This window comes from Rhizobium sp. PP-F2F-G48 (genome assembly GCF_004342335.1).
Taxonomy (GTDB): domain Bacteria; phylum Pseudomonadota; class Alphaproteobacteria; order Rhizobiales; family Rhizobiaceae; genus Ferranicluibacter.
Genome location: NZ_SLVH01000003.1, coordinates 331,564 through 357,545, shown reverse-complemented (window position 1 = coordinate 357,545; position 25,982 = coordinate 331,564). Strand labels below are relative to the sequence as shown.

21 protein-coding genes and 1 tRNA gene are annotated in these 25,982 nt (G+C 63.6%); 10 read left to right on the top strand and 12 right to left on the bottom strand.

What is annotated here, in order from left to right:
* The first annotated feature begins 379 nt into the window (after positions 1-379).
* Complete coding sequence (locus C8J36_RS24885; RefSeq protein WP_165915014.1) at positions 380-532, top strand: hypothetical protein; 153 nt, start codon at positions 380-382, stop codon at positions 530-532.
* Between the two features lie 465 nt (positions 533-997).
* Positions 998-3,523, top strand: coding sequence for a methyl-accepting chemotaxis protein (locus C8J36_RS09590; RefSeq protein ID WP_062595058.1), 2,526 nt, complete (start codon positions 998-1,000; stop codon positions 3,521-3,523).
* Between the two features lie 91 nt (positions 3,524-3,614).
* Here the strand turns inward: C8J36_RS09590 and C8J36_RS09585 are convergent, their stop codons facing one another.
* The 6 genes from C8J36_RS09585 to C8J36_RS09560 all read right to left on the bottom strand — a co-directional run bounded on the left by C8J36_RS09585 (position 3,615) and on the right by C8J36_RS09560 (position 10,016).
* Entirely contained in the window at positions 3,615-4,244 is a 630-nt protein-coding gene (locus C8J36_RS09585; RefSeq protein ID WP_132534396.1) for a LysE family translocator, read from the bottom strand.
* Between the two features lie 119 nt (positions 4,245-4,363).
* Positions 4,364-5,182, bottom strand: a complete 819-nt coding sequence (locus tag C8J36_RS09580) for an ABC transporter permease subunit (RefSeq protein WP_132534394.1) — start codon at positions 5,180-5,182, stop codon at positions 4,364-4,366.
* A 1-nt stretch (position 5,183) separates the two neighbouring features.
* The gene (locus tag C8J36_RS09575; RefSeq protein ID WP_062595056.1) at positions 5,184-6,095 is read right to left on the bottom strand and encodes an ABC transporter permease subunit; all 912 of its coding nucleotides are present in this window, start codon (positions 6,093-6,095) and stop codon (positions 5,184-5,186) included.
* A 4-nt stretch (positions 6,096-6,099) separates the two neighbouring features.
* A complete protein-coding gene (locus tag C8J36_RS09570; protein WP_132534392.1) occupies positions 6,100-7,242 on the bottom strand; it encodes an ABC transporter ATP-binding protein in 1,143 nt (380 codons plus the stop codon).
* Between the two features lie 101 nt (positions 7,243-7,343).
* Positions 7,344-8,438 (bottom strand): polyamine ABC transporter substrate-binding protein, encoded by a 1,095-nt coding sequence (locus C8J36_RS09565; protein WP_132534390.1) that lies wholly within the window; start codon positions 8,436-8,438, stop codon positions 7,344-7,346.
* 168 nt (positions 8,439-8,606) lie between these two features.
* A complete protein-coding gene (locus tag C8J36_RS09560; RefSeq protein ID WP_132534388.1) occupies positions 8,607-10,016 on the bottom strand; it encodes an XRE family transcriptional regulator in 1,410 nt (469 codons plus the stop codon).
* A 214-nt stretch (positions 10,017-10,230) separates the two neighbouring features.
* Here C8J36_RS09560 and C8J36_RS09555 point away from each other — a divergent pair, with 214 nt between their 5' ends.
* The 3 genes from C8J36_RS09555 to C8J36_RS25720 all read left to right on the top strand — a co-directional run bounded on the left by C8J36_RS09555 (position 10,231) and on the right by C8J36_RS25720 (position 11,246).
* Positions 10,231-10,512, top strand: a complete 282-nt coding sequence (locus C8J36_RS09555; RefSeq protein WP_132534386.1) for a hypothetical protein — start codon at positions 10,231-10,233, stop codon at positions 10,510-10,512.
* A 50-nt stretch (positions 10,513-10,562) separates the two neighbouring features.
* Positions 10,563-10,802, top strand: coding sequence for a hypothetical protein (locus C8J36_RS09550; RefSeq protein ID WP_062595051.1), 240 nt, complete (start codon positions 10,563-10,565; stop codon positions 10,800-10,802).
* A 243-nt stretch (positions 10,803-11,045) separates the two neighbouring features.
* Positions 11,046-11,246 (top strand): hypothetical protein, encoded by a 201-nt coding sequence (locus C8J36_RS25720; RefSeq protein WP_132534384.1) that lies wholly within the window; start codon positions 11,046-11,048, stop codon positions 11,244-11,246.
* A gap of 356 nt (positions 11,247-11,602) precedes the next feature.
* On the opposite strand, the gene C8J36_RS09540 is transcribed toward C8J36_RS25720, so the two are convergent.
* Positions 11,603-15,553, bottom strand: coding sequence for a PAS domain S-box protein (locus C8J36_RS09540; RefSeq protein ID WP_132534382.1), 3,951 nt, complete (start codon positions 15,551-15,553; stop codon positions 11,603-11,605).
* Between the two features lie 271 nt (positions 15,554-15,824).
* Here C8J36_RS09540 and C8J36_RS09535 point away from each other — a divergent pair, with 271 nt between their 5' ends.
* Together C8J36_RS09535 and C8J36_RS09530 are read left to right on the top strand one after the other, a co-directional pair.
* Entirely contained in the window at positions 15,825-16,262 is a 438-nt protein-coding gene (locus C8J36_RS09535; protein WP_062595048.1) for a phasin, read from the top strand.
* 136 nt (positions 16,263-16,398) lie between these two features.
* Positions 16,399-16,475: transfer RNA gene (locus C8J36_RS09530), tRNA-His, on the top strand.
* A gap of 253 nt (positions 16,476-16,728) precedes the next feature.
* Here the strand turns inward: C8J36_RS09530 and C8J36_RS09525 are convergent.
* Positions 16,729-17,409: a hypothetical protein gene (locus C8J36_RS09525; protein ID WP_132534380.1), complete on the bottom strand. Its 681-nt coding sequence runs from the start codon at positions 17,407-17,409 to the stop codon at positions 16,729-16,731.
* A gap of 408 nt (positions 17,410-17,817) precedes the next feature.
* Between C8J36_RS09525 and C8J36_RS09520 the strand changes: the two genes are divergently transcribed.
* The gene (locus C8J36_RS09520; protein WP_132534378.1) at positions 17,818-18,168 is read left to right on the top strand and encodes a hypothetical protein; all 351 of its coding nucleotides are present in this window, start codon (positions 17,818-17,820) and stop codon (positions 18,166-18,168) included.
* 172 nt (positions 18,169-18,340) lie between these two features.
* Here C8J36_RS09520 and C8J36_RS24880 read toward each other — a convergent pair whose 3' ends face one another.
* From C8J36_RS24880 to C8J36_RS24875, 3 genes are all read right to left on the bottom strand, one after another.
* The gene (locus tag C8J36_RS24880; protein WP_165915013.1) at positions 18,341-18,514 is read right to left on the bottom strand and encodes a hypothetical protein; all 174 of its coding nucleotides are present in this window, start codon (positions 18,512-18,514) and stop codon (positions 18,341-18,343) included.
* 823 nt (positions 18,515-19,337) lie between these two features.
* The gene (locus tag C8J36_RS09515) at positions 19,338-21,302 is read right to left on the bottom strand and encodes a HAMP domain-containing methyl-accepting chemotaxis protein (protein WP_245506512.1); all 1,965 of its coding nucleotides are present in this window, start codon (positions 21,300-21,302) and stop codon (positions 19,338-19,340) included.
* Between the two features lie 590 nt (positions 21,303-21,892).
* Positions 21,893-22,285 (bottom strand): hypothetical protein, encoded by a 393-nt coding sequence (locus C8J36_RS24875; RefSeq protein ID WP_165915012.1) that lies wholly within the window; start codon positions 22,283-22,285, stop codon positions 21,893-21,895.
* A gap of 391 nt (positions 22,286-22,676) precedes the next feature.
* Here C8J36_RS24875 and C8J36_RS09505 point away from each other — a divergent pair, with 391 nt between their 5' ends.
* Positions 22,677-23,921, top strand: a complete 1,245-nt coding sequence (locus C8J36_RS09505) for a hypothetical protein (protein ID WP_132534374.1) — start codon at positions 22,677-22,679, stop codon at positions 23,919-23,921.
* A gap of 154 nt (positions 23,922-24,075) precedes the next feature.
* Positions 24,076-25,260: an N-methyl-L-tryptophan oxidase gene (gene solA, locus C8J36_RS09500; RefSeq protein ID WP_132534372.1), complete on the top strand. Its 1,185-nt coding sequence runs from the start codon at positions 24,076-24,078 to the stop codon at positions 25,258-25,260.
* Positions 25,261-25,412: 152 nt separating this feature from the next.
* Here solA and C8J36_RS09495 read toward each other — a convergent pair whose 3' ends face one another.
* A complete protein-coding gene (locus C8J36_RS09495; protein WP_132534370.1) occupies positions 25,413-25,976 on the bottom strand; it encodes a HutD family protein in 564 nt (187 codons plus the stop codon).
* Between the last annotated feature and the right edge of the window lie 6 nt (positions 25,977-25,982).

Here is a 25,982-nt window from a genome sequence, read left to right as displayed (position 1 = left end):
TCACATTTCCGTGATCGTCATTCGGCGATCACGATGATGCGACGACGGTGGGCCAGGACAGGCCGGGTCTGCCGGATATCGGGACGCAGCATTGTCGCGGCCGCCCGGCCACACGCACGCGCCGCTGCTGGCTATCCCCTTGTTTTTTATCATGATAAATCGCCGAGGCGATATCGCTCCCACCTAGGAGAATGCGGAATGCCGAAAGCGTGAGGGAGCGTCAGGTCTTGTTAACGAAACGCTCCGACACTAACTGACGAGTGGGAACGGATTGTCCCCGCAGTGGCGCGATTCTCGCATTTTTAACGGGTGCGGCAGAAAGTGTCTGGTGGATCGTCTCAACCGGGTCTATTCTCTTCGGACGGAAGGACATGATATCATGAACCAGCATAGCCGACGCAATGCCCGTGCCATCGCCATCGCAAAGGCCGATGACAGCCGTACACAGCGGATTCTCGCGCTGACCTACACGGCCGCCGCCATCCTGACCGCGGTCGCCATTCTCGGTCTCGCGGCGCTCGGCTCGTTCTGAGCCTACGCGCAGCGGCGATTTTCCTCTGGGCTGCATCGTGTCTGCAGCCCGATATCGCTCGACGTTCTCAAGTCGTGTCGGGAGCAGCGACGGTCTACCTCAAGCTGACGCGCAATTTTCCGACGACGTGGCCCCTCGCGGGCCTTTTTCTTTGACGTCCATCCGCCTCGCATGTGCAGGGCCGAAGAGCGCGTTGCTGCCTTCTGCCACGCCGACATGGCAGCGGCATGACAGGGTCAATTCCCGCTTACATGAAATTAACGCATCTGGTTCAAGCTGGCGCCATTGAGGAGCAGGCTTGGACGACGCGACCGGAGGGGCGCGGCGTCCTGCAATGATTGCGAAGCGGCTGGCGGCATCCCCGCATTCTTTCAGACCATGATGACGGCCTGACATGAAGCGCACCGATGAAGCCGATGACGGCCCTGGGGAGGCGTATGCAGGCCTGAAAGCCAGGACGCGCCCATGTTCATCGACAAGATCCTTGCCCGCTTCAAGATTCAGACGAAGGTTCTCTTCTTCATCCTGCCTTTCGTTGTCAGCATCTGCGCCGTCGGGCTGACGGGGCTTTACGCGTCCGGCCTGCTGCAGGGGCGCATGGAAATTTCCAACAGCGTGCTCCAGTCGCTGTCCGGCTTCCGCGACGTCTATGCCGGCATGAACGCCTTCCTCACGGACGCGAGCGAAAAGACCCGGGAAGACGTCGTCCTGAAAATCACCAATCAGGAGCAGGTGCTGAACGCGACGCGCGCCCAGATGGAAAACAGCGAGGGTGCGAGCCAGCTCGACAATGCGATCGCCGGTACGGCCAAGATCCGCGAGCGCGTCGGCGAACTCTGGAAGCTGCATGAAGGGGAAGTCGCGCTTCGCACATCGATCACCAAGAGCATCCGCCTTCTCCTCTCGACGCAGGGCAAGCTGGTCGAGGAGGCGACCTCCGTCGAACAGCGCGTGCGCGACGACGAGACGAAGGCGAAGTCGCTGCTGCGCGAGGCCGAACGCCTGACGGCATCCAGCGATCTTCTCACCGGCATCACCTCCGATTTTGCCCGCGCCGCGACGCCGGAGGCCAAGATCAAGGTGGCGCGTGACGGCCAGGCAGCCCTCGAACAGGTTCTCGTCCAGATCGGCACGGCGCTGCCGGCCAACCAGAAAGCCGTGGCCGATACGTTCAAGGCGACGATCGGCGAAATCCGCACGCTCGCCAGCAATGGTGACGTCAGCGACGAGAACGCCAAGGCGATCGGACGGCTGCTCGCACGCTTCCGCCAGGCCAGCATCCAGTTCCAGACGGCCGCCACCGCCACGATGCGCAACGCGACGGCAACCTTCGGCAAGCTCGACGCACCGCTGATCAAGGCCAACAAGATCCTCGAAAACGCGCGCGCCATCGTCAATGCCGTCTCCGGCATAAGGCTTGCGGCCAGCAGCTTCCTCGAAACGTCCCAGCAGACCGACCAGGCGCGGCTGGCCCGCGAGATCAACGTCCTCAACCAGGAAGTCCTCAAAATCGCCTATACCGCGCCGGAAATGCCGTTCTTCGCGGGCCTCGCCGCGAAGGTTCAGCCTGTCGCCGACAAGATCAAGGCCGACAGCATGTCGCTGATCGGTGTCAGCGCGGCGCGCCACAAGGAATTCGCCGATGCCGCTGCCGATATCGACCAGATCTGGCAGCAGCTCGTCGGCTTTGCCGAGGAGCAGAAGACCAATGCCGCCATCGAGCGCGAAAAGGCCAATCAGGTCTCGGTCTTCGCAACCGGCGGCGGCGTCGTCATCGCCCTTCTCGCCGGCATCGCTCTGGTGCTGACGCTGAAGGGGCCGATCGGCCAGATCACCGCGGCCATGCGGAGGCTGGCCGACGGCGCGCTCGACACGCGCATCGACGGCGATGCCCGGCAGGACGAGATCGGCGACATGGCCCGTGCGCTCGGCATCTTCAAGGAGAATGCCCTGTCGAAGGTGCGCATCGAGGCGGAAAGCGAGGAGCAGCGGCTTCAGGCCGATGCCGAGCGCAGCCGCAACGATGCCGAGAAGCGCGCGATGGACAGCCAGATCGATTTCGCGGTGAGCCAGCTCGCCGCCGGTCTCGGGCGGCTTGCCCAGGGCGACCTGTCGCAGCAGATCGAGACGCCCTTCAACGGCCGCCTCGAACAGCTGCGGGTGGATTTCAACGGCTCGCTCATCCGCCTGCAGGATACGCTCCTGCAGATCCGCAACAATGCCGTCCATATCCAGCGCAGCGGCAACGACCTGCACGCCTCCGCCGACAGCCTGTCGCGCCGCACCGAAGCGCAGGCCGCATCGCTCGAGGAAACCGCCGCCGCCGTCGACCAGATCACGGTGACGGTCCGCTCCTCGGCCGAGCGCGCCCATGAGGCCAACGTCGCCGTCTCGCACACGAAGAAGAGCGCCGACAGCTCGGGTATCGTGGTCAGCAATGCGATCTCGGCCATGAGCCGCATCGAGGAGGCCTCGCGCCAGATCGAGCAGATCATCGAGGTCATCGACGAAATCGCCTTCCAGACCAATCTTCTCGCGCTCAATGCCGGCATCGAGGCCGCGCGGGCGGGCGAAGCGGGACGGGGATTTGCGGTCGTGGCGCAGGAAGTGCGCGAACTCGCCCAGCGCTCGGCCGGTGCCGCCCGCGAGATCAAGGGTCTCATCAACAAATCCACGCTCGAAGTGACCGCAGGGTCTCAGGCTGTCCGGGAGACCGGCGCCGTGCTCGCCTCCATCAGCCAGCAGATCGTCACCGTCAGCAATCATGTCGACATGATCGCCACGGCCAGCCGCGACCAGGCCTCTGCGCTCCACGAGGTCAACGGCTCCGTCAACCAGATGGACCAGATGACCCAGCAGAACGCGACCATGGTCGACGAAGCCACCACCGCCAGCCGCAATCTCGCAGAACAGGCCGACACGCTGATGCAACTGGTCGAACAGTTCCGCCTGGAACCCGCAACCGGCCACCGGATGGGCCGGGCGGCCTGAGGGATCCGATGGTTTCCGGCGTGGCCTGTCTTTGATCGGGTGATTGGTGATCGCGTGATTGGTGATCGGGTTTCGGCCGCGGGTTTGGCGTCTAAGGCTTTGAGAAAAGCAAGCGAAGGCCCGCTGTGCCGAAGACTACGGCGAGCGTTCCCTCGACCCATCTTCGGCAGCGGAGAAAGGTCCGGGCCATAACCGATGTCGAGAAGAGAAGCGCATACCCGACAAAGACCAGAAGGCCGAGAAACGCACAGCCTGCAAGAATGGCAGCCAGTGTCATGTGCGACGCGCCGGGACCGAGACCCAGCGTCATGATCGCGATCCATCCGAGGATGGACTTTGGGTTCGTGAGGTGCAGCAGCAGGCCTCGGCGGTAGAGCACCATAGGCTTCGCCTGCTCGAACGTCCTTGTGGCACCATTGCCCGGTGCCAAGGCAGACCGGCCGGACTTTATGGCCAGGAACAGAAGATACAGGCCGCCGGCGATCTTGAGGGCAAGCATGCCGCCGGCAAAGGCCGTCAGCACCGTGGAGATCCCCGCTGCCGCCAGCAAGGCCCAGAACAAGCTCCCGGTTACGACACCGAGCGCAAGGACGACGGCCGGTCCGCGTCCCTGGTTCATGGCGACGCTCATGATGGCCATGGTACTCGGACCCGGACTGGCGACAGCGATGAGATAGGCTGCATAGACCAGACCCAGATGATGAAGCTGAACAGTATCCATCGGCGGTCTCCGTTTCGATCTCATCGCAACGTCACAGGATCGGTACCGGCCCCCGGCGATCGGAAGCAGATCATCACCCATCAATACCGCACCGGTACCCGACGCGAGAAAGGCCCCGCTCATCCCCCGGCAAACGCCGCGCGTTCGTCGCGTTCCCGCTGGATCTGCTGGCGGCGGGAGACGACAGAGGCGATGAGGACGCCGGTGGCGACGATGCCGATGAGGATGGTGCAGGCGGCGTTGATCTCGGGCGTGACGCCGAGGCGCACCTGGCTGTAGATCTTCATCGGCAGCGTCGTCGCACCGGGGCCGGAGGTAAAGCTCGAGATCACCAGGTCATCGAGCGACAGGGTGAAGGCCAGCACCCAGCCGGAGAACACGGCGGGCGCGATGACCGGCAGCGTCACCTGGAAGAAGGTGGCGGTGGGCGTGGCGCCGAGGTCGAGCGCTGCCTCCTCGATCGACCGGTCGAAGCTCGCCAGCCGCGACTGGATGACGACGGCGACGAAGCACATGGTGAAAGTGATATGCGCGATGGTCAGCGTCCAGAAGCCGCGATCGAAGCCGATGGCGACGAAGAGCAGCAGCATCGACAGGCCGGTGATGACCTCGGGCATGACGAGCGGCGCGTAGATCATGCCCGAAAACAGCACGCGGCCATGAAAGCGCTGATAGCGCGTCATCGCGAGCGCGGCCAGCGTGCCGAGAACGGTGGCGACCGTGGCGGAGAGCAGGCCGACGCGCACCGTCACCCAGGCGGCATCCATCAGCGCCTGGTTGCGGAAGAGCTGCGCGTACCATTGCGTCGAGAATCCGGCCCAGACGGTGACGAGCTTGGAGGCGTTGAAGGAGAAGACGACCAAAAGCACGATCGGCAGGTAGAGGAAGGCGAAGCCGATGATGATGGAGGCGATGTTGAAGCGGGACCAGCGGTTCATGTCATCGTCCCTCGCGGTCGAGGCGCGACTGCGCGTTCTGGAAGAACATGATCGGCACCACCAGGATCATCAGCAGGATGGCGGCAACGGCCGAGGAAACGGGCCAGTCGCGATTGGCATTGAACTCGTTCCAGAGCGTCTTGCCGATCATCAGCGTTTCCGAACCGCCGAGAAGATCGGGAATGACGAACTCGCCGACGGCGGGAATGAACACCAGCAGGCAGCCGGCGACGACGCCGGGCAGCGACAGCGGAAAGGTGATGCGCCAGAAGGCCGAAATCGGCGTGCAGCCGAGATCCTGCGCGGCCTCCGTCAGGCTGTGATCCATCTTTTCGAGCGCGGAGTACAGCGGCAGCACCATGAAGGGCAGGTAGGAGTAGACGATACCGATATAGATCGCCGTATTGGTGTTGAGGATGATCAGCGGCTCGCTGATGATCCCGGTCGAGAGAAGCAGCTGGTTGAGCAGGCCTTCCGGCTTCAGGATGGCGATCCAGGCATAGACGCGGATGAGGAAGCTCGTCCAGAACGGCAGGATCACCAGCATCAGCAGGGTCGGCCGCAGCGTGGCCGGCGCCTTCGCCATGCCATAGGCGATGGGATAGGCGATGAGCAGCGTCAGGACGGTCGAGATCAGCGCGATGGTGAGGCTTGAGAGATAGGCGTTGGTGTAGAGCGCGTCTTCCGTCAGCCAGACATAATTGTCGAAGGAGAACTGCCGGATGTTGTCGATGAAGCCCGAAAGGCCGTCCGCCCAGGCGAAGACCGGCAGATAGGGCGGCATGGCAACGGCGGCTTCCGACAGCGAGATGCGGAGGACGATGAAGAAGGGAACGAGGAAGAAGACCAGCAGCCACGCATAGGGGATGATGATCACGAGGCGGTTGACGAGGGCGGGGAGCAGCCTGTTCATCGGCTCAATCCTTCAGCACGACGCCGGCATCCCGGTCGAAGGAGATCCAGACCTTCTGGTCGTAGCCGAGCGGGTCCTCGACCGCGCGCACCGCGTTCAACGACGAGGCCTTGACGATCTTCCCGCCGTTCAGCTTGACGTGGTAGACGGTCATGTCGCCGAGATAGGCGATATCCCAGAGCTCGCCCTCGGCCGCATTGACGGGGCCGCCGGCCGGCACCTGCCGCCCGACGCGGATCTTTTCGGGCCGGATGGCAAAGCCTGCCTTGGCACCTTCGCCCGGATGTTCGCTGCTGGCCGCCTCGATGGCAAAGCCCGCATCCGCCTCGATGCGGATCTCGGAGGCCTGCGCCCGCGTGACGGTGCCGTCGAAAATGTTCACGTCGCCGATGAAGTCGGCCACGAAGCGGGAATTGGGCGCCTCATAGATCTCGGCCGGCGTTGCCACCTGGATGACCTTGCCATGCGCCATGACGGCGATACGGTCGGCCATGGTCATCGCCTCTTCCTGGTCGTGCGTCACGACGACGAAGGTGAGGCCGAGATCCTGCTGCAGGTCCATCAGTTCGAACTGGGTTTCCTCGCGCAGCTTCTTGTCGAGCGCGCCGAGCGGTTCGTCGAGCAGCAGCACCTTCGGCTGCTTGGCCAGCGACCGGGCGAGCGCCACGCGCTGGCACTGTCCGCCGGAGAGCTGGTGCGGCTTGCGCTTGGCGAACTGCTCCATCTTCACGAGTTTCAGCATCTGCGTCACGCGTTCGGCAATCGCCGGCTTCGGCATGCCGTCCTGCTTCAGGCCGAAGGCGATGTTGGTCTCCACCGTCATATGCGGGAACAGGGCGTAGGACTGGAACATCATGTTGACGGGGCGGCGATAGGGCGGAATGCCCGCCAGGTTCTGCCCGTCGAGGATGATCTCGCCCGAGGTCGGTTGTTCGAAGCCGGCGAGCATGCGCAGCAGCGTCGATTTTCCGCAGCCGGACGCGCCGAGCAGAGCGTGGAACTCGCGCGTGTAGATGTCGAGCGAGAGATCGTCCACCGCGACGAAATCGCCGAACCGTTTGGTGACGTTGCGAAACGAGATGAAGGGTTTGGACGAGGGGTCCGTCCAGGGCGAGAAGGAGCGGCGAATGCTGCCAAGTGACTTCATGAAGGGTTCCCGATGGGCCGAGGCCGCGTGAGCTGAAGGAAGGACGCCGCAGGATGGAAAATGCCCGGAACTGAGAAGAACCGGGCATTGGAAGAGAAGGCTTACTGGCCGGTGAGGACCCGGGTCCAGAGCCGTGTCGCCACGCGCTGGGTTTTCGGGTCCCAGGGTGAGATGGTGTAGAGCTTGGCCATGGTCGCGTCGTCCGGATAGACCGCCGGGTCCTCGCGAACCTCCTTGGACACGAACGGCTGCGAAGCCTTGTTGCCGTTGGCGTAGAAGACGAAATCGGACGCCTTCGCGATCACCTCGGGCTTCATCATGTAGTTGATGAAGGCGTGGGCCTCTTCGACATGCGGCGCATCGGCGGGGATCGCCATCATGTCGAACCACATCTGTGCGCCCTGGGACGGGATGGAATAATTGACCTCGACGCCGGCCTTGGCTTCCTCGGCGCGCGAGCGGGCCTGCAGCAGGTCGCCGGAATAGCCGAAGGCCAGGCAGATATCGCCATTGGCCAGCGCGTTGATGTACTCCGAGGAGTGGAACTTGCGGATGAAGGGCCGCGCCTTCAGCATCAGTTCGCCCGCCTTGTCGAGATCCGCCTGTTCGTGGCTGTCAGGGTTCAGCCCGAGATAGGTGAGGGCTGCCGGCAGCACGTCCTTCGGCGCGTCGAGCACGTAGATGCCGCAATCCTTGAACTTCGCGGCGATCGCCGGATCGAACAGGACTTCGAGGCCGGGACGCGCGTCGGAGCCGAGGATTTCCTTGGCCTTGGCGACATTGTAGCCGATGCCGTTGGTGCCCCACATGTAGTCCACGGCATATTCGTTGCCGGGATCGTACTTGGCGGTGCGCTGCATCACCATATCCCACATATTGGCGATGTTCGGCAGCTTCGACTTGTCGAGCTTCTGGAACACGCCCGCCTTGATCTGGCGCTGCAGGAAGTCGGCCGTGGGCACCACGACATCGTAGCCGGTGCCGCCGGCCAGAAGCTTCGTCTCCACGATCTCGTTGGAATCGAACACGTCGTAGACGACCTTGATGCCGGTTTCCTTGGTAAAGTCCTCCAGAATGCTGGCATCGATATAGTCGGACCAGTTGTAGACATTGACGACGCGCTCCTGCGCGCTCGCAAACTCTGCGGATCCTGCCAGGACAAGGCCGGTGACCAGGCCGACGATCTTCAACGACATGCTATTCCCCTTTATTGTTCGCGACCTGCGCCGCGATTGTTCGCGCCCTCGGGCGCGTAACGAAAGGTTAAGCAGCTTTCAGGCGAAGCTCAAGGCCTTTCGCACCTGCGAAGGTCATGCCGAAGCGCGATCCACGCCAAGCCGGTGGTGCCATGGTTCGCCTCGCCTTCACTGGAAGTCGAAGACGCTCAGTCCGGCCACCATTTCGTCCAGCCCGAGCGGGCGCGTGACCGGCGGTTCGGCCCGCGCGAGACAGCCCTGGCGCTCGCAGAGGCGACAGGCGGTGCCGATGGCAAGCGGGGGCTCACAGACCGCGGCATAGGCCGTCTCGGCGGCCTGGGCGCCCTCGCAGCCGAGCAGAAGTGCGGTGCGCCGCACCCGCTCGTTGAAGCCAGAACGCGGCCCGTCCGTCGTGCGCGCAACGAGCAGAAAGCCGGCACCGCCCGGCATCTCGGCGCGCTCGACCAGGATCTGCCCCGGCTGGGCAAAGGTCGCGTGCACGTTCAGCTTCACGCATCCGCCGCCGAAGGCCCGGTGCGGAAAGCCGGTCGCCCCCCGCGCGCGCAGCCGGTTGCCGGCATGGTCGATTTCCATGAGGAAAAAGGGAGGCCCGAGCGCACCGCTCCGCTGCAGCGTCACCATGCGGCTGGCCGCCTGCTCGAAGCTCACCCGCATCCGCACCCGCACGAGGTCGATGTCGAACCGGACGCGCCGACAGAGGTCGAGAAAGGTCGCATACGGCATCATCAGCGCCAGAGCCGCATAGCGGGCAAGCTCGAACCGGGCGATGCGCCGCGCCTCGCCGGAGGTGAGCGGCAGCCCCTCGAGCTCTTCGGCCAGCGCCTCCGGCATGGCGAAATGCGCGGCTTCCATGGCGATCTCGCAGAGCTGGTCCTCGGCCGAAAGCCGCTCCGACAGGAACAGGCGCAACGAATGCCGATCGAACCGGCGGCGAAGATCCGGCATGACATGGATCGGCAGCGTGCGCACGACGAGGCCGTGGTCACGCCGCAACCAGTCCTTCAGCGCCGTCTGCAGATCGTCGCCGGGGCTCAGCCGCTGATGGAACGCCTCGGCCGCGGCATCGATCTGCGGGAAATGATAGGGCCGGTTCTCGAAGATCTCGCGTACCTCGTCCATCGGCAGGCGGGCGCCGCTGAGCGCTGCGGCCTGGTCCTGCCCGGAGAGCAGGCGCGTCAGGTCCTTCAGCCGGGAACCCTGCTCCTGATAGGCCCGGTAGAGCTTGATCAACCCCATGGCCGCATTCGGCGCCGCTTCCGCGATCTCGATCAGCTCCTGATCCCCCGGCAGCTCGCCCGACAGCAGCGGATCTGAAAACACGGCACGAAGCTCGCCGAGACTGTCGTCCGCCTGTCCGCGCAACTCGGCAAGGTCGATCTGGTAGACGGCGGCGAGCTTCAGGAGGAGCTGAACCGTCAGCGGCCGCTGGTTTCGCTCGATCAGGTTGAGATAGGACGGCGAAATGCCAAGCGCCTCGGCCATCGCCGTCTGCGTCAGCGAGAGCCCGTTGCGGATACGGCGGACCCGCGGCCCGGCAAAGATCTTGTTTTCGGCCATTACACCTTTGACACCGCGCTGACCCTCAGGGCTTTGACTGTTTTTACAATATTACAGAGCCGTGATGTAAAAGACAAGACAGCATAACCTCTTTCGCCGTCGCAAACCTATGAAACTATTGGCGAAAGAAACCGCGCTCCGCTACATCTCCGAATATGGAACATGAGCGGGATGGAGACATCCTTCGCAGCGCTCCAGGAGAGAGGAGGATCTCATGACCAAATTTGACACGACGATGCCATCCGCCTTGAGCAGGAATGTCGGCGCCATCGTGAAACGCTTTCCGGTGAAAGATATGGCGCTCCTTCGTGGCCTCGTCGCCGATCGCTTCCTGCCGGCCTTCAACGGCGCGAACCGCCTCTGGAAGCACCTCCGCCAGAGAGACTTCGTTCCTGCCTTGGTTGCAAGGTCCGGCGACCAGGCAACGAAGCTGGTTCGCGCCCGCCTTCGCGTCAACGGCCACACGACGACCATCCACGCCCGGCCCATCACCTGAAACGATTCAAAACTCTCGATTCATAACGCCGATAAGAAAGGACGACGACGATGACGATCCAGACCCGCGTCAAGGAACGCGCAGACGAACAGGCATCCAGCATGACCACCGATCAGCAGGCTGCGATCCGCATGGTTGCCAATGATCTGCACCGCCTGAACCACACCATCATGAAGGCCGTCGAGGCCGGCGTTTCGGTCGAGCTCGTCCGCTCCGCCCGCCACCACGCCGGCGAAGGCAACTGGGGCGACCTGATGATCCCTGTCATCGTGACCCAGGGCCGCGGCTGATCCAGCCGCCGGTCGTGATCGAAAGCCCGGCAAGACCTCTGCCGGGCTTTCGTCATGTGGAGAGACGAGGCAGGCGAGACATCGCCGCACAGTCCCACGGACGGTCGAGGGAGCACAGGCCGCGCCGTGTGCACTTTCGAGGCGCGCGAACCGTCATTTTGCCGGCTACCGTTTCCGCTCTATCTTCTCTTTTCCCCGGGCATCACGGGCGTGCCGAAATGCATGGCGTATTCGGCCGGTGGCATGTCCGTCCAGTCCCTGAAGTGCCATGTCCTGCATTGCGGCCTGACGACCGGCGACCGGCTATTCGACTCCACCACCGTGGCTGGATTGATCGGAGCTGGCTGGCGTCGGGCCTCCCGCGAGATCGTGCACGGGCGTCTCGGGAAGAATAGGGAGGCTCTCGGCAATCCGGAGGTGCTGGACCTCGACGCGAACCTCTAAGATCTCAAGATATCTTGCCTGTCACGCAAATGTGTCCGACGGCCTTGCGGGACGTGGGGAAGGTCCTAGGAGCGCGCAAGGCCCGGTCCTGTCGGATTGCGACACGTTCTAGATGTTTCGGATCGTGTTTCAATCACAAGATTGCAGGGAGCCGGCGTTAAGACTTCGTTATGCCGCCATGCGCATTGTCGGGCTCTCGCGTGGCCATGATGCGCCATGTGCCGGCAAGGCCGGATCTCCGACATGATGTCGTCTGTACGTGTTCGAAAGCATTCAACTTGAGGCAGCCTTTCATGGCTGCCTCCCTTTCGAAATGCCTCCCTTTCGAAATACCTGTCTTAGCGAAGGCTTCGCAATCAGTTGGCCAGCACCCGCTGCGACGGGAAGGTGATCTCCACAAGCGTTCCCTCGTTCGGCGCCGAGTTGATGGAAAACAGCGCACGGTTGGCTTCGGCCATGGCCTTCGTCAGCGGCAGGCCGAGTCCGGTTCCTTCGCCCCGCTTGCGGGCGCCGGTCGTGACCTGGCGGAATGGCTTCATCGCCTGTTCGAGCTCGGTCCGCGTCATGCCGACCCCGGTATCGCGGATGCGCAGCATCACGCTCCCATTCGCCTCATAAGCGGTGGACACCACGATCTGCCCGCCGGCCGGCGTGAAGCGGATGGCGTTGGCGAGAATGTTGAGCGCGATCTGCTTGATCGACCGGTTGTCGGCAACGACGCTGGGGACCGAGGTCGACAGCGAGGTGCGGATGATGACACGCTGCGCATTGGCCTGCGGCTGCACCAGCGATACGGCTTCGGAAACCGCCTCGTTGATCTCGACGGCGGCAAAGTCCAGCTCCATTTCGCCGGCTTCGATCTTCGAGATATCCAGGAGATCGTTGACGATATCCAGCACATGGCGACCCGAGCGCCCGATGTCGCTCGCATATTCGATGTAGCGCGCGCTGCCGATCGGGCCGAAATGCTCGCTCGCCATCATGTCGGAAAAGCCAATGATCGCATTCAGCGGCGTGCGGATCTCGTGGCTGACGCGCGCCAGAAAATCGGTCTTGTGCGCATTGGCCGTTTCCGCCGCGCGCTTGGCGCTGCGCAGTTCTTCCTCCGTGCGCTTCCACTGCGTGATGTCGCGAATGACGGCGCAGTAGCCGTTGGAGGAGGAGAGGCGGCCCATGGTCATGAACAGCGGAATGAACCCACCGGAGGCCTCCCGGCCGATCACTTCGCGTCCGTCGTTGAGCACGCTGGCAACCCCATGGCCGGCGAGGCCCGCGAGATAATCCATCACCGCACGCTGGCTTTCATGGGCAAACAATGTAGCAAAAGGCTTACCAATGACATCCGCATCATTGTAGTTGAACAGCGCATTGGCCGAGCGGTTCAGCGAGCGGATATCGCCCTCCGCGCCCATCACCACCACGCCGTCCGTCGCCGTTTCCAGAATGGCGCGAAGCTCCTCGGTCTCGATCTGAAGCGCCTCGGCCCGCGCCTCCGCCGCCACGATGGCGTCGTTATTGGTAAGTATTGACGAACCTAAAGCGGTCGCCTCAACGGTCTCGGTCGTGCTGGCCTCAGGCTCGGCAACGGCCAATTCCTCGACCAGCGCTTCGCCCGCATCGGGGGTCGTCTCCGCCGGCGTTTCCGCCACGGCCAGCGACATCATCAGCGCAACGCCCTTGTCGTCGAACCGCATGGCCTGCAGCCGCGCCGTCACCGGCACGAGGCGTCCGTCGTTGCGGATCATCATCATGGCGCCCGGGGGCACGTCGAGAATGCCTTCATCCTCGCCGACGAACAACGCGTCGATGCCGCCCTCAACGCGCAGATCCTGCAGCGTCTGATAGCCGGTCAGCGCGAGAAAAGCGGCGTTCGCATGATAGAGCTCGTCGCCGCTATGGATCAGCACCGCGCTCTCCATGCGGTCGATCATCGCCGGGCTCAGCGCCACATCCCGATCATCCGTGGAGCCGGCCGCGGCCTCATCCCCGTCGATTGCTTCGTCGGCTACCGTCGTGTCGTCGGGCTCGGGCTCGGCCGCAGCTCCAGCCTCATGGAGGGGCGCGGCATCGTCCTTCTCGTCGGCCATCGACGTTTCACCGTCGTCGGCCATCTCGGTGCCGACCGCATCTCCCGATGTCGCCGCGTCACGGATTTCCAGCTCCGCCGCCACGGGCGCATCCTCGCCCTGCGTTTCGTCGCGAAGGCGTGTGCTGTCGTCGGCCCCGACATCCGGCGCGCCAGCATCCGTCCCGTCCTCGACCGGCGGGGCCGGCGGCTCCGTCCGCTTGCCGAAGGTCGTCGTCAATTGCCGCGCGATCTCGCGGAAGGCGGCCTGCTCGCTTCGCGTCAGGGTCTCGCTGCCCGCCGGGCGGGCGTTGTCGATCGGCACGACCTTGTCGGAATGCCGCCGCAAGGGCGTTTCCACCAGCTTGAGGGCCGGGCGCTCGCCCATGAAGGGATCGCGCGGCAGTCCGTCCTCGGCAGGGTCGGGGGCGTCAACCTCGGACGCAGCTGCATTGGCCTCTTCGGCCGACGACGTCGCATCGTCCGTTGCAAGGAAGAAAGATCCGTCATCCTCCAGCGTCTCGCGCCGCGCATCGCCTTCGGCATGTTCGTCCGGCACGGGCGCAGTCTCGTCCGTGCTCGTCAACTCTGCGTCTTCACCGGCAAGCGCCGGATGAACGATGGCCGGCAGCGCGGCAAGGTTGAGCCCACGGGCCGAAGGGTCTGCGACAGCGTCGGAAACCCGCACGATGCCGAAGCCGCGAAAACCGTCGAACTCCCGGTTGCGCGAGTATGTCGGCAGAGCCGCGAGGTCGACGGGAACGCACAGTGCCTCGCCCTCGACCGGCCACAGCACGGTCTTGCCCGACCAGGTATCGCGCCGGTTCAACAGATCGACGATGGTCCTGTCGGGGTCGAGCGCGAAGCGCGCGGCGAGATCCGCAAAACTCTGCCTCAGAACATCCGCGGCCTGCGGGCCGACGGCGCGCGCGAACTCGCGCGAAATTTCGCTGAAGCGCCCATCGGCCCCGATCTTCCAGACAAACCGGATGGAGCGCATGGCCGGATCGAACACGAAGCCCGCGGGCTCAAGACCGGCGACATCGTCACCTTCGTCCGCGCCGTCGGCACTGAGCGCGTCACTCGTCTCGGCGACCTCGACAGGCTCGTCGGCATGTTCATCATCCTGCTCGTCGGCATCGGCCGTATCGATGCTCGCGCCTTCCGCGTCATCGCTTTCGGTGGCAGCGAGCGGCGTGGCATCCGCGGGCTCTTCCACCGGCAGACGGTCGTCAACCATCTCCGTCACCGCATCGCCGGGCACCTCTTCCTCGGAGCCGTCAGCGATGCGTTCGTCCTCATTCCCAAGGATGGCGTCCGTAGCCTCTTCGTTACCCGCATCCACATCGTGCAAGGGCGCGATCGGCTCGACCAGATCGGCCACCGCCGTGTCGGGTTCAACATCGGTCGCAGTCGGCGTCGGCGCCGCAATCGTTTCCGGCGGCTCCGTCTCGCGCGGCTCTGCGATCGTATCCGGTACCAGAACCGCCTCTGGCACAGCCACGGCTTGCGCCGGCGCGCCAAAGTCGGTCGTCGCATCCATATGCCCGAGGATCGTCTCCACCGCGAAGAGCAGGTGCAGCGCCGGATCGGCCGAAACCTTGCCGATGGCTGCCGGCAGCGTGCCCTTGCCGGTCAGAACGGGACGCTTCAGCAGCCAGTCGCTATCGCGGCCGACGGCTTCGACCAGCGACAGAAGCGTCTGCTGCGTCATGCCGAGCGCCTGAAACTGCGGCGAGGCGGCAAGCACGGCCCCGTCGCCATCGAGCACCGCCATATGCGTGTCCGGGTCGTCGAAGCCGGAAATCATCCGCGCGGCGGTGTCCGAAACAGAGGCGGGGAGGCCGCCCCGTGTGGGGGCTGCGCGCGGCGCGGTAAAGAGGATGGCCCGTTCGCCCGCCCGCACATGGATCAGCGCCAGCGCGGCGGTCACGGTCGTGCTCCGGAAGCCTGAGGACAGGCGCATCATGAAGCGGCGCGTTTCCCCGATTTCCCGCAGCTGGCGCGCGGTCGCCTGCAACTGCCGGAAGGCGACGCCAGCGACGCCGGCCCCGCCGTCCAGTCCGCTATCGAGGAAATCATAGATCGACCCCAGCCCGAACAGCGCGGCACCTTCGCCATTCGACCACAGCACCCGCGAAAGATCCGGCGCAAACAGAATGGCCGCGTCGCCGCGCGCAAAATGCTCCCGCACGCGGTCATGCACGGCGATGTCGATGAAGGGGTAGGATTTCACGGGCATTCTTCTATCCGGCTCTTGCGGAGGTCTCGGGTCTCCGGATGCGTTAATAGACTATTAATACCCGCGCCCCCCGGAAGGGTCCAGTTTGCACGACGCTTTCGCAGTGAAAACCGGCCTCTTTCCTAATGCAAGGTTAATGTACCGAAACGACGCATGGTGCGATGCAAAATTATGTTGCACTGCAACATAAACGATGCTAGAGAGAGTGCAGAGACGAAAAACCGTTGTCGATCGACAGCGGGCAGCCACACCAGCCAGCCAGGACAAGCCGATGACCCAGGACATCTTCTCCACCGCAAATTTCGACCCGAACAAGGTCACCGAAACCTTCCGCGACTTCGCCGAAAAGGGCGCGACCCAGTCCCGCGAAGCCTATGCGAAGATGAAGACGGCCGCGGAAGAAGCCGGCAAGACGCTGGAAGCCACGGTCGAGAGCGCCCAGTCCGGAACGGTCGAGCTGAGCCTGAAGGCCATCGACGCCCTGCGCACCAATGCCGAAACGTCGCTCTCCCACATGGAAGCGCTGATCGCCTGCAAGTCGCTGTCGGAAGTCTTCGAACTGCAGACGGCCTTCATCCGCAAACAGGCCGAGCTTGCCATGGAGCAGGCCCGCGCCATGCAGGAAACCACCCGCAAGGTTGCCGAAAACCTCGTCAAGCCGACCAAGGACGCCGCCGAAAAGGCCATGTCGGGCATCACCCGCACCTGATCGAGCCGCCTTGAACGCTGCCTGAATCCAGAACCGGACGGGAAACCGCCCGGTTTTTTGGCGAATAATCGAAGTTCGGACTTGCCAAACCGAACCCATGGCCGTAATGACGCGGCCAAGCGACATGCTTGTTCGTGCGGTTGTAGCTCAGTTGGTTAGAGCGCAGGTTTGTGGCACCTGAGGTCGGAGGTTCGAGACCCCCCAACCGTACCATTTTTCCACAATTAAATTAGCCGATTAGCAATGACCCGTCTTTTGCAAGATCAGGGGTATGTTGCGATAACGCCGCTATGGAACACGTCTGAAACATTTTGGTGTGTTCCGGAAGGGCAGTTCGACGCTTTCTAAGCAGTCCGGTCTGCTGCGTCGCAATCCTGAAAAAGATGCTATTCTAGAAAATGAGCTGGGTAGCGCCGAGGAGCAGAACCTCACGGCGCAAGGCAGCTACACGATCCACGCATGCATTTTAGCGAGCGCGGCGATACTGCATCTCCCCGGCATCGGGAGACGGATGCCGGATCGAAGCATAGCAGCCCAGCCGCTTTTCCTCGGCAATCCATGTGGCGGCCTCCGACAGCGACGGGAAACGGCGGCCACGATGAACGAAAACGATTTCATCGACGATAACGATGCTGTAGCTCAGGTCGGCCGTGGAAATCTCCGTCAACAAGGTCTTGAGCTTCTTCCTCCGGGAGGCCCGCGTCGTCACCGGGACTTGGCGCGTATCCGTCCCGTCCCACAGGGCGGCGCTCAGTCGGTCCAGTTGGACAATACCTGCTGCGCGGCGGTCGAACGTCTCGTCAAGAATCCGGATGAGCTGCTGGCCGGTCTTCGACAGCTTGCGGATTCTCGCCTCACGGCGTGGGGCAATGCCCTGCCGCGACAGGTGACGGGCAACCGTGCTTTTTGACTGGCCGGTGATCCGCGCCGTATTGCGGATAGACGCCCGCCCGAAGTCTTCCTTTGATATCCGGAATGCTTCCGGTGTTATGAGAAACGCCGCCGCCCGTTCCTCCCGGGTGCGCTTCGGCCTGTAGCGCGGGCGGTTGTACCTGTTCAGCGTCCACCGAACGACCGTCTGGATCAGGACCCTGTCGTCCTTCGCACTCGTACCGGCCGCACCACGGGCCTCGCGCCACCGGCGCATGAAGTCCTCGCAGACACGCCGCAGGGCATCGCCATCCTTGCCGTGCTCGTTGACGAAGGAATAAGCCGTCTGCGCAGCGCGTGGAATGCTTCGGGGTTGTCGCTCACGTCTCTTGCCTGTTCTTGCGTTCGGAGTCCTGTAGGCAATGGTGTGGCGATCCTGTGCAGGGACCAAGCGGCGAATAAGTGGAGGTGCGACATATCTATAGGCGGCATTAGATGCAGATTATCGGCCTATCACCGCCGTATCCACGACACCGCGCACTTATTGGCATTCCGATAAACGAGTTGCGAAGTCCAAAGTATCTAACCCGTCAAAAGAAATATGAGAGAAACCCTATCGACTCCAACCCGCATACGTTGCAAGCTCTGCCTCTGAAAACTCTGAAAGGTTAAGGGAATGTCACCTATGGATGAAAATGCCTATCGATATTTGTCAGAGGTTGCCCTTTACTCCACTATATCACTTGCTCTGATTGTGCTTGGAGCAACTGTCGTCATCACGTTCGCATTTTATAAGACGAAAGCGGGCGGTGCTGTTACGCTTTCGAACATGATCGAACGAGCGGGCACGCTACAGATGATCACCGTTATTGTTATAGTAGTTGGTGCTTGCATTCTGGCTACCGTTGGCCGAATTCAATCAGAGGGCATTGTTTCAATTCTGAGTGGCATTGCCGGTTACGTTCTCGGAAATGCAACCAGAAGCCATGACCGGCCGAGCGGTGCTAACTCAGCACGCGAGGACCACGACGAATAAATTTTTTCCTATGTCTCAATAAAAGGATCACGTCTTTGCTTCTTGACAATTTCAGGGAGACAGCACACTTCGGCTACTTTTGGATTTGATCGCTTCTGTCGAGAATTCGTTGCCAGCCGCGTATGCTACTGATCGCAACTTAGCAATTGCCGTGGCCCTCTGAATATGCAGGTCACTTGTTGACGGGCTTTCGTTCCGACCTCATCCTCACGTATTCATCCAGAACCGCATCCGTCCAGATCGTCATGGCCTTCCGCTTCCGCTTCAGATGCAGGTGCTGCGCGCCGCCATAGGCGAGCCTCGTGATCCGGGCAATGCGCTGCTCGCGCGACTCGTCGTCTTCCACGTCCAATTTCTCGGTACGTCTCACTTCGTGAGCAAGCACCACCGATGCACCGCCGGGAATGCCGGCCTCATCGAGGACCTTGGTGATGGTCCGGCGCAGATCGTGCGGGGTCTACCATTTGATCCCGTTGGCCGCCAGAAGGTCGACGGACGTCGCGCGTTTCTTCGTGAGAGTGTCGCGGGCACCGAGCCGCTTAACGACGGCAAGCGTTGATGAACGGTGGACATGGATGTCGTCCTCGCCCCGTATCGATGGCAGCCGCCTACGGCTTCGCTGAAGTGTCTGCCGTCTTGTCCTCGATCGTTTTCTCGATACAGCGCCGCAAGGTCCACGTCCCCGCCTTCGGGCGCATGTCCCGGATGACTTTTGGTCGATGTCGAGGGTGGATGCTTGTGTCTTGAATTGACGGCGATTATCGAAAAATATCGATTTTTGTCAACAGTTTATCGATGAAATGAAAGACCTCGATCCTGATCGGAATCTTGCAATAACGATAGGCCTTAGGTTTGTGGCACCTGAGGTCGGAGGTTCGAGACCCCCCAACCGTACCATTTTTCCACATTTTAACGTCAGCTTCTGGATCGCGGCATAGCCGTGACGTTAGGACAGATGCTCGTGAGCATCCGTCACGACCGCCCGTCACCACTTTCGACCGTCGGCACGCAAATCCCCACCCCCGCGGATAGCCTCCACGAAACGTCGGCCTGATCCGCCCCCGCGACCGCCTCCCGTCAAACTGACCGACACGCCCCACAATGAAAAAACGCCACCCGCGATGTCTCGCGGATGGCGTCCTCGTGCTGTCGACCTTCGATCCGATGGATCAGAAGTCTTCCCAGGTCTGCTGCACGGCGGCGTTGCCGGCGAAGGAGCGGGCGATCTGGGTGTTCATCTTGCGGGCCGGGGAGGGGGCGGGGCGGTAGCTGGCATTGGCGGCGGCGACGGGCTCCCGGGTGGGGGTGCGTTTGATCTCGCCGAACTGGAAGCGGCTGATGAGGTCGCGCAGGCGTTCGGCTTCGCCGGCAAGCGTGGCGCTCGCCGCATTGCTTTCCTCCACCATGGCCGCGTTCTGCTGCGTCACCTGGTCCATCTGGTTGACCGCCGTGTTGACCTCCGACAGGCCGACCGACTGTTCGCGGGCCGATGTGGCAATCGCGTCCATATGCTGGTTGATGGTGACGATGTAGCCTTCGATGGTCTTCAGCGCCTCGCCCGTTTCGCTGACGAGCTTCACGCCGCCCTGCACCTCGACCGAGGAAATGCGGATCAGGTCCTTGATTTCCTTGGCAGCCTTGGCCGAGCGCTGGGCGAGTTCGCGCACTTCCTGGGCGACGACGGCGAAGCCCTTGCCGGCTTCCCCGGCGCGTGCCGCTTCGACGCCGGCGTTGAGCGCGAGCAGGTTGGTCTGGAAGGCGATCTCGTCGATGACGCTGATGATGTTGGCGACCTGGCTCGAGGACTGCTCGATCTTCTGCATGGCATCGACCGCGTCCGCCACGACCCGTCCGGAGTGTCCGGCGCTCGTGTTCGCCTGCACGGCGACCGAGCGGGCCTCTTCGGCGCGTTTCGACGAATTCGTGACGTTGACGGTGATTTCGTCGAGCGCCGCGGCGGTTTCCTCCAGCGATGCGGCCTGCTGTTCCGTCCGGCGGGAGAGATCGTCGGTGCTCTGGCTGATCTCGCGCGTGCCGTTGTCGATCTGCGTCGTCGCCTGGGCAACGGAGAGCAGTGTGGCGGACAGCTGGGCGATGGCGCCGTTCAGGTCGTGGCGAAGCGCCTCGAAATCCTGTGCGAAGGCCTGATCGAGCTGGAAGCCGAGATCGCCGCTCGCAAGACGGCGCAGGCCGGTGGCGAGGCCCGACGTCGCCTGCTGCATGCGCTCGCGGGCGGAGGCCTCGGCTTCGGCCGTCAGGCGCTCGCGTTCGGCTTCGGCGTGGGCGCGGGCGGCTTCCGCCTCCTGCTCAAGCCGCTTGTTGCTGATGGCGGACTGGCGGAACACCTCGACGGCGTCGGCCATCTCGCCAATCTCATCCTTGCGCGCGGTGTGGCCGAGCACGATGTCGGTCTGGCCGGCCGCCAGCTGGCGCATGGCCTGCGTCATCAGGCGGATCGGGCGGCCGACGCTGCGCACCAGAACGATGGCGGATGCGATGAGAAGGAGAATGATCGCCGCGTTGATGGCCAGCGAGATGGTGCGGGCCTGCGCGACCATCGCCTGCAGCGATGCCTTCGCTTCGGCGGTGATCTCGGTCGCATTCTTCACGGCGTCGTTGATGAGCTGGTTTGCGGTTTCCGCAACCTTCGTGTTGTCGGTCGCGGTGGTGGCGACGGCGGCCGCCATCTCCTCGAGCGTCAGCTTTCGGCCGCCAACCTTCTGAAACGCCGCCAGAATATCGCCGGTGCGCTTCTGCGAAATCGTCTGGTAATCCGTCAGCCGTGCGGCGATCTGTTTCAGCGTGTCGCGCTCCGGCGCCACCTCGAGCGGCTTTTGCAGCCCGGCGATCCCGTTGTCGAAATAGGTCTTGACGTCGGCCATCGCCTTCTGTGCTTCGGCGTCGCTGTTGACGAGACGCAGCCCGCGCGAGGCAAACCGCATATTGCTCAAGGCAAGCTTGGCATTGACGACGCCGTCGAGAACGATCTGCTCGCGCTCCAGGAGAGCGTTGCCCTCGGCCGTTTTCGCATCGCTGATCGTCTGGTTCGAGATCATGCCGATCACGAGCAGAATGCTCACGCCGGACGTGATCATCAACTTGGTGCCGACCTTGGCATTTTCAAAAAGGGACATGGGCTCTCTCGATGCGCGTTGCGGGCAAATTCGGGGCGTGGGGCATAAGGGGGATGCAAGAGGGGGCATGGGAAATGATGGCCGCACGAAGGCTTTGCCGGCCCCCGGCAGGGCGGCAGCAGGATCCAGTGCGTCATGGAATGCTGTCGGACCTGCCGGCATCATGCCTGCAGCCCGTTCGCTAAAACTTACAGCGACAAGCTAAAGAAAGTTTGAATTTTTTAGTACAACGTTAGGCAGTGAGAATCTTGCCGATTGTCTGCCGAAATGGCGCCCGCTCACTGTCTTGCGCTTATGGGGCTCCGCCTTTTAAGGCACTCGCAGACAGGGCACCCGCAGACATGGCATCGGCGTGCGAGGGGCGGCCGATCGGGCGCAAGCGTCCGGCCGGCAAACAGTCGGCCCATGCTGGTCGGCCCATGCTGGTCGGCCTGTGCTGGTCGATCCGTGCTGTCAGGCGCGGATCGGGAGAAATCTAGAGGGATCTGGCTGTGCGCGCCCCGGCACCTCGAGAAAACGGCGCCGCGAGGAAACGGCGCGCGCGGCGCCGTTTCGTTTTCGTCGCGTCCTGCCGTTATCGGCGGCGGAGATTAGCGGATGCAGGGATATTCGCAGATATCCACGGGACGGCGGGGCACGCGGCGGTCGTCGTCGCGGTCGCGGCGGTAGCCATTGTCACCGGCGTCGCGGTCTGCTGCTTCCCGGCGCACGCGGCGGTCGCTGCTGTAGCGGTCGCGGTTGTCGTCCCGTGTACGGTCATATCGGTCGGAGCGATCATACCGGTCATAGTTGGGACGGCGGTCGCGCTCGACATAGACGGGCGTGCGATAGGTGTCGTAGCGCGACTGGCGGATGTAAACGCCGCTCGACGAATAGCGCGGGCCGCTATCATAGCGAACGCCGTTGCCGACGGAGCCGTCATCGACGCAGCCGGCGAGAAGCGCGGTGGAGGAGAGAAGAAGGACAGAGAGCACGGCACGCATGGGATCAACCTTTCAAGGTGGCAATCGGCAAGACAACGAGCGCAAAACGGAACGACCCATATTGCCGCCTTCGGCAGAGAGATGTCGTCGTCCTGTGTGCGCCCTCGAATATGAACGGCAGCCGAACATCATCCTTGTCAGGACGGGGCAGGATTGCCAAACCCTCCAGGCTGATGCATGGAGCGTCTGAAGACGGATATGCATCACACCTTAAAAAGAGCAAGTCCGGCTGAAGGGCAAGTCCGCGGCAAGGGCACGTCCGCGGCAAGGGCAAGTCCGCGTCAAAGGCAAGTCCGGTGACGAAGCGGCGGTCTGCTTTGGCCGCACCAGATTCCGCTCGGTAACCGCGGGGGCGCAGTCCGGTTTCCGGAAGAACGATGAGAGTGGGTTTATGATCCAAGGCGACGCATCCATCGTCCGCAGGCGGATCGTCCTGCATTTCCCGGGCTTCGAGCCGCTGAACGCGCAGGCGCATCGGGCGCGCTATGCCCGGGCCGCAGCCCAGAGCGCGCGCGTCTGGGACCTGTCGTTCGACGTCGGGCCTCTCGTGGACGGCGCACATGTCCCCTTCTTCGATGTCACCGGCGCATTGCCGGGCGCCACGGGGACGAACGCCACGGGGACGGGCGCCACGGGGACGGCCGGTACGGAAAGCCGCGTCCACATCTTCGATCATCACCGACTGGTCGCCCTGCTGGCGGAGAAGCCGTTTCATCGGCGGCTGCTCGCAGGTTATGCCAGTGCGGCGCGGGTGGTCTGGCAGGGCGGGCTCAGCGGCTATTTCCGCCATGCCTGGCGCTTCGGTCTCTTCTTCGTCTTCCCGTTCCTGCTGGTCGCGCTGGCGGTCCTCGCGGCCCTCGGCGCGGCACTCGCTCCGCTGGTCTTCGGTTTCCCCGCCTGGAACCTCGCCTGGAGCGTGCCGGCCGCCGCCGTGCTGTTCCGCTACGGTCTCATGCCGCCCGCCGAGCGGCTGCACACGCTCCATCTCTTTGCCGATTGGGAGCTTGCCGTCGCCATGGCGTCGCTCGATCGTCCGGATGTCGACCGCTGGCTGGAAACAGCCATCGCGTCCGCGCGCGCGGTGCTTGTCGAGGCACGCGACACGGGCTGCGACGAGGTGCTGGTCACGTCTCACAGCATGGGCTCCACCGTCGCCGCCCATGTCATCGGCGCTCTGCTGGAGCGCGAGCCGGCTTTGATGCGCGGGCACCGCATCACCTTCGTCACGCTCGGCGGCGCCATCCTGCAATGCGCGCTGCTTCGCCCGGCCACCCGCCTGCGCGCCCGTGTCGGCCTTCTCGCGCGCGCCCCCGGGCTCGACTGGCTGGAGGTCCAATGCCTGACGGACTCGATCCATTTCTACAAGGCGCAGGTGGTCGCAGCCTCCGGCCATCCCGATGCACCGCCGGCGCGCATCGTGACGATCCGGCTGAAACACATCCTGACGGCCGAGCGCTACAAGCGCATCAAGCTCGATTTCCTGCGGGTGCACCGGCAATACGTGCTCGGCCCGGACCGAAGAGCCTCGTTCGATTTCACCCTGATGACGGCCGGCCCGCTGCCGGCCTTCGATTTCGCGACGTTTTCGCAGGCGACCTTGCCGCCGATCCCCGCCGTGGAGAGCCCCGCATCCTGAAGCCTAGCGCTGGCCACCGGACGCGATCATCGCTGTAAAATTTCTCTCTCGCGCCCTGCGCCGCGATATGGTTTATCCCTCTCTGCAGAGTGTGATGGGCCGTTGACGACCGGCACGCCATGACGCGCAAGCCGACGACCGGAAGGATTTTCCCATGACTGCCCGCTTCGATATCGCCATTGTCGGTCTCGGTGCCATGGGCAGCGCGGCCGCGGCCCATCTGGCCGCCCGCGGCGTTTCGGTCATCGGGTTCGATGCCTCTTATCCCGCCCATGGGCTCGGCTCCTCCCATGGCGATAGCCGCCTCATTCGCCTCGGCTATTTCGAAGATCCCTCCTACGTGCCGCTGCTGCAGCGCGCCTATGCCAATTGGCGGGCGATGGAGAGCCGGCTGCGCGAGGATATCTTGACGATCACCGGCGTGCTGCAGATCGGCCTGCCCGACAGCAAGATCGTCAGCGGCACGCGCAAGAGCAGCGAAATCTACGGCCTGGCGGCCGAAACGCTGGACGCGGCGACCCTGCGCGCGCGCCATCCCGCCTTTGCGATCGATGACGACGAGATCGCGGTGCTCGATCCGCAGGGCGGCTATCTCCGGCCCGAAGCGGCCGTCATGGGCTATGTGAAGCTCGCCGCGAGCGATGGCGCGGCCCTGCATTTCGGAGAGAAGGTCATCGCCATCCACCCGGAAGCCGATGGCATCGCGATCGAAACCGCCACCGGGCGCATCAGCGCCGGCAAGGTCATCGTCGCCACGGGATCGTGGATCGCCGACCTCGTTCCGGATCTCGCCGGCAAGGCCGTTCCGATCAAGCAGGTCGTCGCCTGGTACCAGCCGAAGGACGGCTTCGTCACCACCCCGCAGCGCATGCCCGCCTTCATTCGCGACGAGGGCGAGGGGGGCTCCTATTTCGGCTTCCCGGCCATCGGCGTCGATGGCATCAAGGTCGGGCGTCACGCGCATTTCATGGAGGAAATCGACCCGCATGCGCCCAATCCGCCGGTCGATGCGCGCGACACGGACCTGCTCGATGCGTTCGTCCGCCACCGGCTGCCGGTTGCGGCCGGCCTGCGCGTCCGCGCGACGACCTGCCGTTACACCATGCTGCCGAGCGAGGACTTCCTGATCGACCTCCTGCCGTCCGACCCGCGCATCGTCGTGGCGTCCCCCTGTTCCGGCCACGGCTTCAAGTTCACCAGCGTCGTCGGCGAAATCCTCGCCGACCTCGCCCTCGACGGCGGCACGCGCCTGCCCATCGAAGCGTTTTCGTTCGAAGCCATGAACCGCTTCATCGCCGCAAAGGGCACGCCAGCGGACCTCGAACATCCGTCGCTTTGAGCGGCGAGACGGATCCATTCTCGTCCCGTCTTTCGGATTCGATCCGGAACCCAGCCAACTCACGTCCTCGAGATGGAAAGATTCTTAAACCCGACCGCCGAAGCGCGCGGGATCAAACAGCCCACGGGAAATGACAGGGACGGGGCCACCCGTCATACCCCCTCCGCCGGATCGATCCCCACGAGAAAAACCGCCACCGGCTCAGCGGCCGCAACGGTGACGTCGCCCTCCAGCAGCATCGCATCGAGACGACCGAGCCGCACCGAACCCACACGGATCTCACCCATCGACAGCAGCATCAGCGTCCCGCCCCGGCGCGTCACCGTCGTCGCTCCGTCGATGATGCGCCGCTCGACGGTATGCCCGAACGCCCCGCGCCGTGTCATCACGTTGAGATCGGTGATCGCGCCATCCACCAGCGTCGCGTCGGTCGCGGCATCGGCGGGAAAGGCCAGCGGCGCATCCTGCACCGTCAGTGTTACGGGTTCGCGCCCCGCGATCTCCAGCACCATGCCCCGCCCGTCGAGGATCGACAGGGTCCGGTCCACACCCGAAAAGATCGAGAACGGCCCATCCGTCGCCACCGAAGCCATGCTGATCCGCCAGCCGAACGTCTCCAGCGAGGCGCTCGGCGGGAAGACGGCGATCTCCACGGTCTCGCCGCCGCCGTTCTTCCACGGCATGCGGCGATGGTCGCTGTTGCGAAGGACCTTCATGTGGAA

Bases quoted from the DNA above. Each gene is read 5' to 3' on its own strand.
- C8J36_RS09565 (WP_132534390.1), bottom strand. From the start codon at position 8,438: ATGTCGTTGAAGATCGTCGGCCTGGTCACCGGCCTTGTCCTGGCAGGA.
- C8J36_RS09570 (WP_132534392.1), bottom strand. From the start codon at position 7,242: ATGAAGTCACTTGGCAGCATTCGCCGCTCCTTCTCGCCCTGGACGGAC.
- solA (WP_132534372.1), top strand. From the start codon at position 24,076: ATGACTGCCCGCTTCGATATCGCCATTGTCGGTCTCGGTGCCATGGGC.
- C8J36_RS09555 (WP_132534386.1), top strand. From the start codon at position 10,231: ATGACCAAATTTGACACGACGATGCCATCCGCCTTGAGCAGGAATGTC.
- C8J36_RS24885 (WP_165915014.1), top strand. From the start codon at position 380: ATGAACCAGCATAGCCGACGCAATGCCCGTGCCATCGCCATCGCAAAG.
- C8J36_RS09590 (WP_062595058.1), top strand. From the start codon at position 998: ATGTTCATCGACAAGATCCTTGCCCGCTTCAAGATTCAGACGAAGGTT.
- C8J36_RS25720 (WP_132534384.1), top strand. From the start codon at position 11,046: ATGTCCGTCCAGTCCCTGAAGTGCCATGTCCTGCATTGCGGCCTGACG.
- C8J36_RS09505 (WP_132534374.1), top strand. From the start codon at position 22,677: ATGATCCAAGGCGACGCATCCATCGTCCGCAGGCGGATCGTCCTGCAT.
- C8J36_RS09580 (WP_132534394.1), bottom strand. From the start codon at position 5,182: ATGAACCGCTGGTCCCGCTTCAACATCGCCTCCATCATCATCGGCTTC.
- C8J36_RS09575 (WP_062595056.1), bottom strand. From the start codon at position 6,095: ATGAACAGGCTGCTCCCCGCCCTCGTCAACCGCCTCGTGATCATCATC.
- C8J36_RS09495 (WP_132534370.1), bottom strand. From the start codon at position 25,976: ATGAAGGTCCTTCGCAACAGCGACCATCGCCGCATGCCGTGGAAGAAC.
- C8J36_RS09550 (WP_062595051.1), top strand. From the start codon at position 10,563: ATGACGATCCAGACCCGCGTCAAGGAACGCGCAGACGAACAGGCATCC.
- C8J36_RS09535 (WP_062595048.1), top strand. From the start codon at position 15,825: ATGACCCAGGACATCTTCTCCACCGCAAATTTCGACCCGAACAAGGTC.
- C8J36_RS09560 (WP_132534388.1), bottom strand. From the start codon at position 10,016: ATGGCCGAAAACAAGATCTTTGCCGGGCCGCGGGTCCGCCGTATCCGC.
- C8J36_RS09525 (WP_132534380.1), bottom strand. From the start codon at position 17,409: ATGCGCCGGTGGCGCGAGGCCCGTGGTGCGGCCGGTACGAGTGCGAAG.
- C8J36_RS09585 (WP_132534396.1), bottom strand. From the start codon at position 4,244: ATGGATACTGTTCAGCTTCATCATCTGGGTCTGGTCTATGCAGCCTAT.
- C8J36_RS24875 (WP_165915012.1), bottom strand. From the start codon at position 22,285: ATGCGTGCCGTGCTCTCTGTCCTTCTTCTCTCCTCCACCGCGCTTCTC.
- C8J36_RS09540 (WP_132534382.1), bottom strand. From the start codon at position 15,553: ATGCCCGTGAAATCCTACCCCTTCATCGACATCGCCGTGCATGACCGC.
- C8J36_RS09515 (WP_245506512.1), bottom strand. From the start codon at position 21,302: ATGTCCCTTTTTGAAAATGCCAAGGTCGGCACCAAGTTGATGATCACG.
- C8J36_RS09520 (WP_132534378.1), top strand. From the start codon at position 17,818: ATGGATGAAAATGCCTATCGATATTTGTCAGAGGTTGCCCTTTACTCC.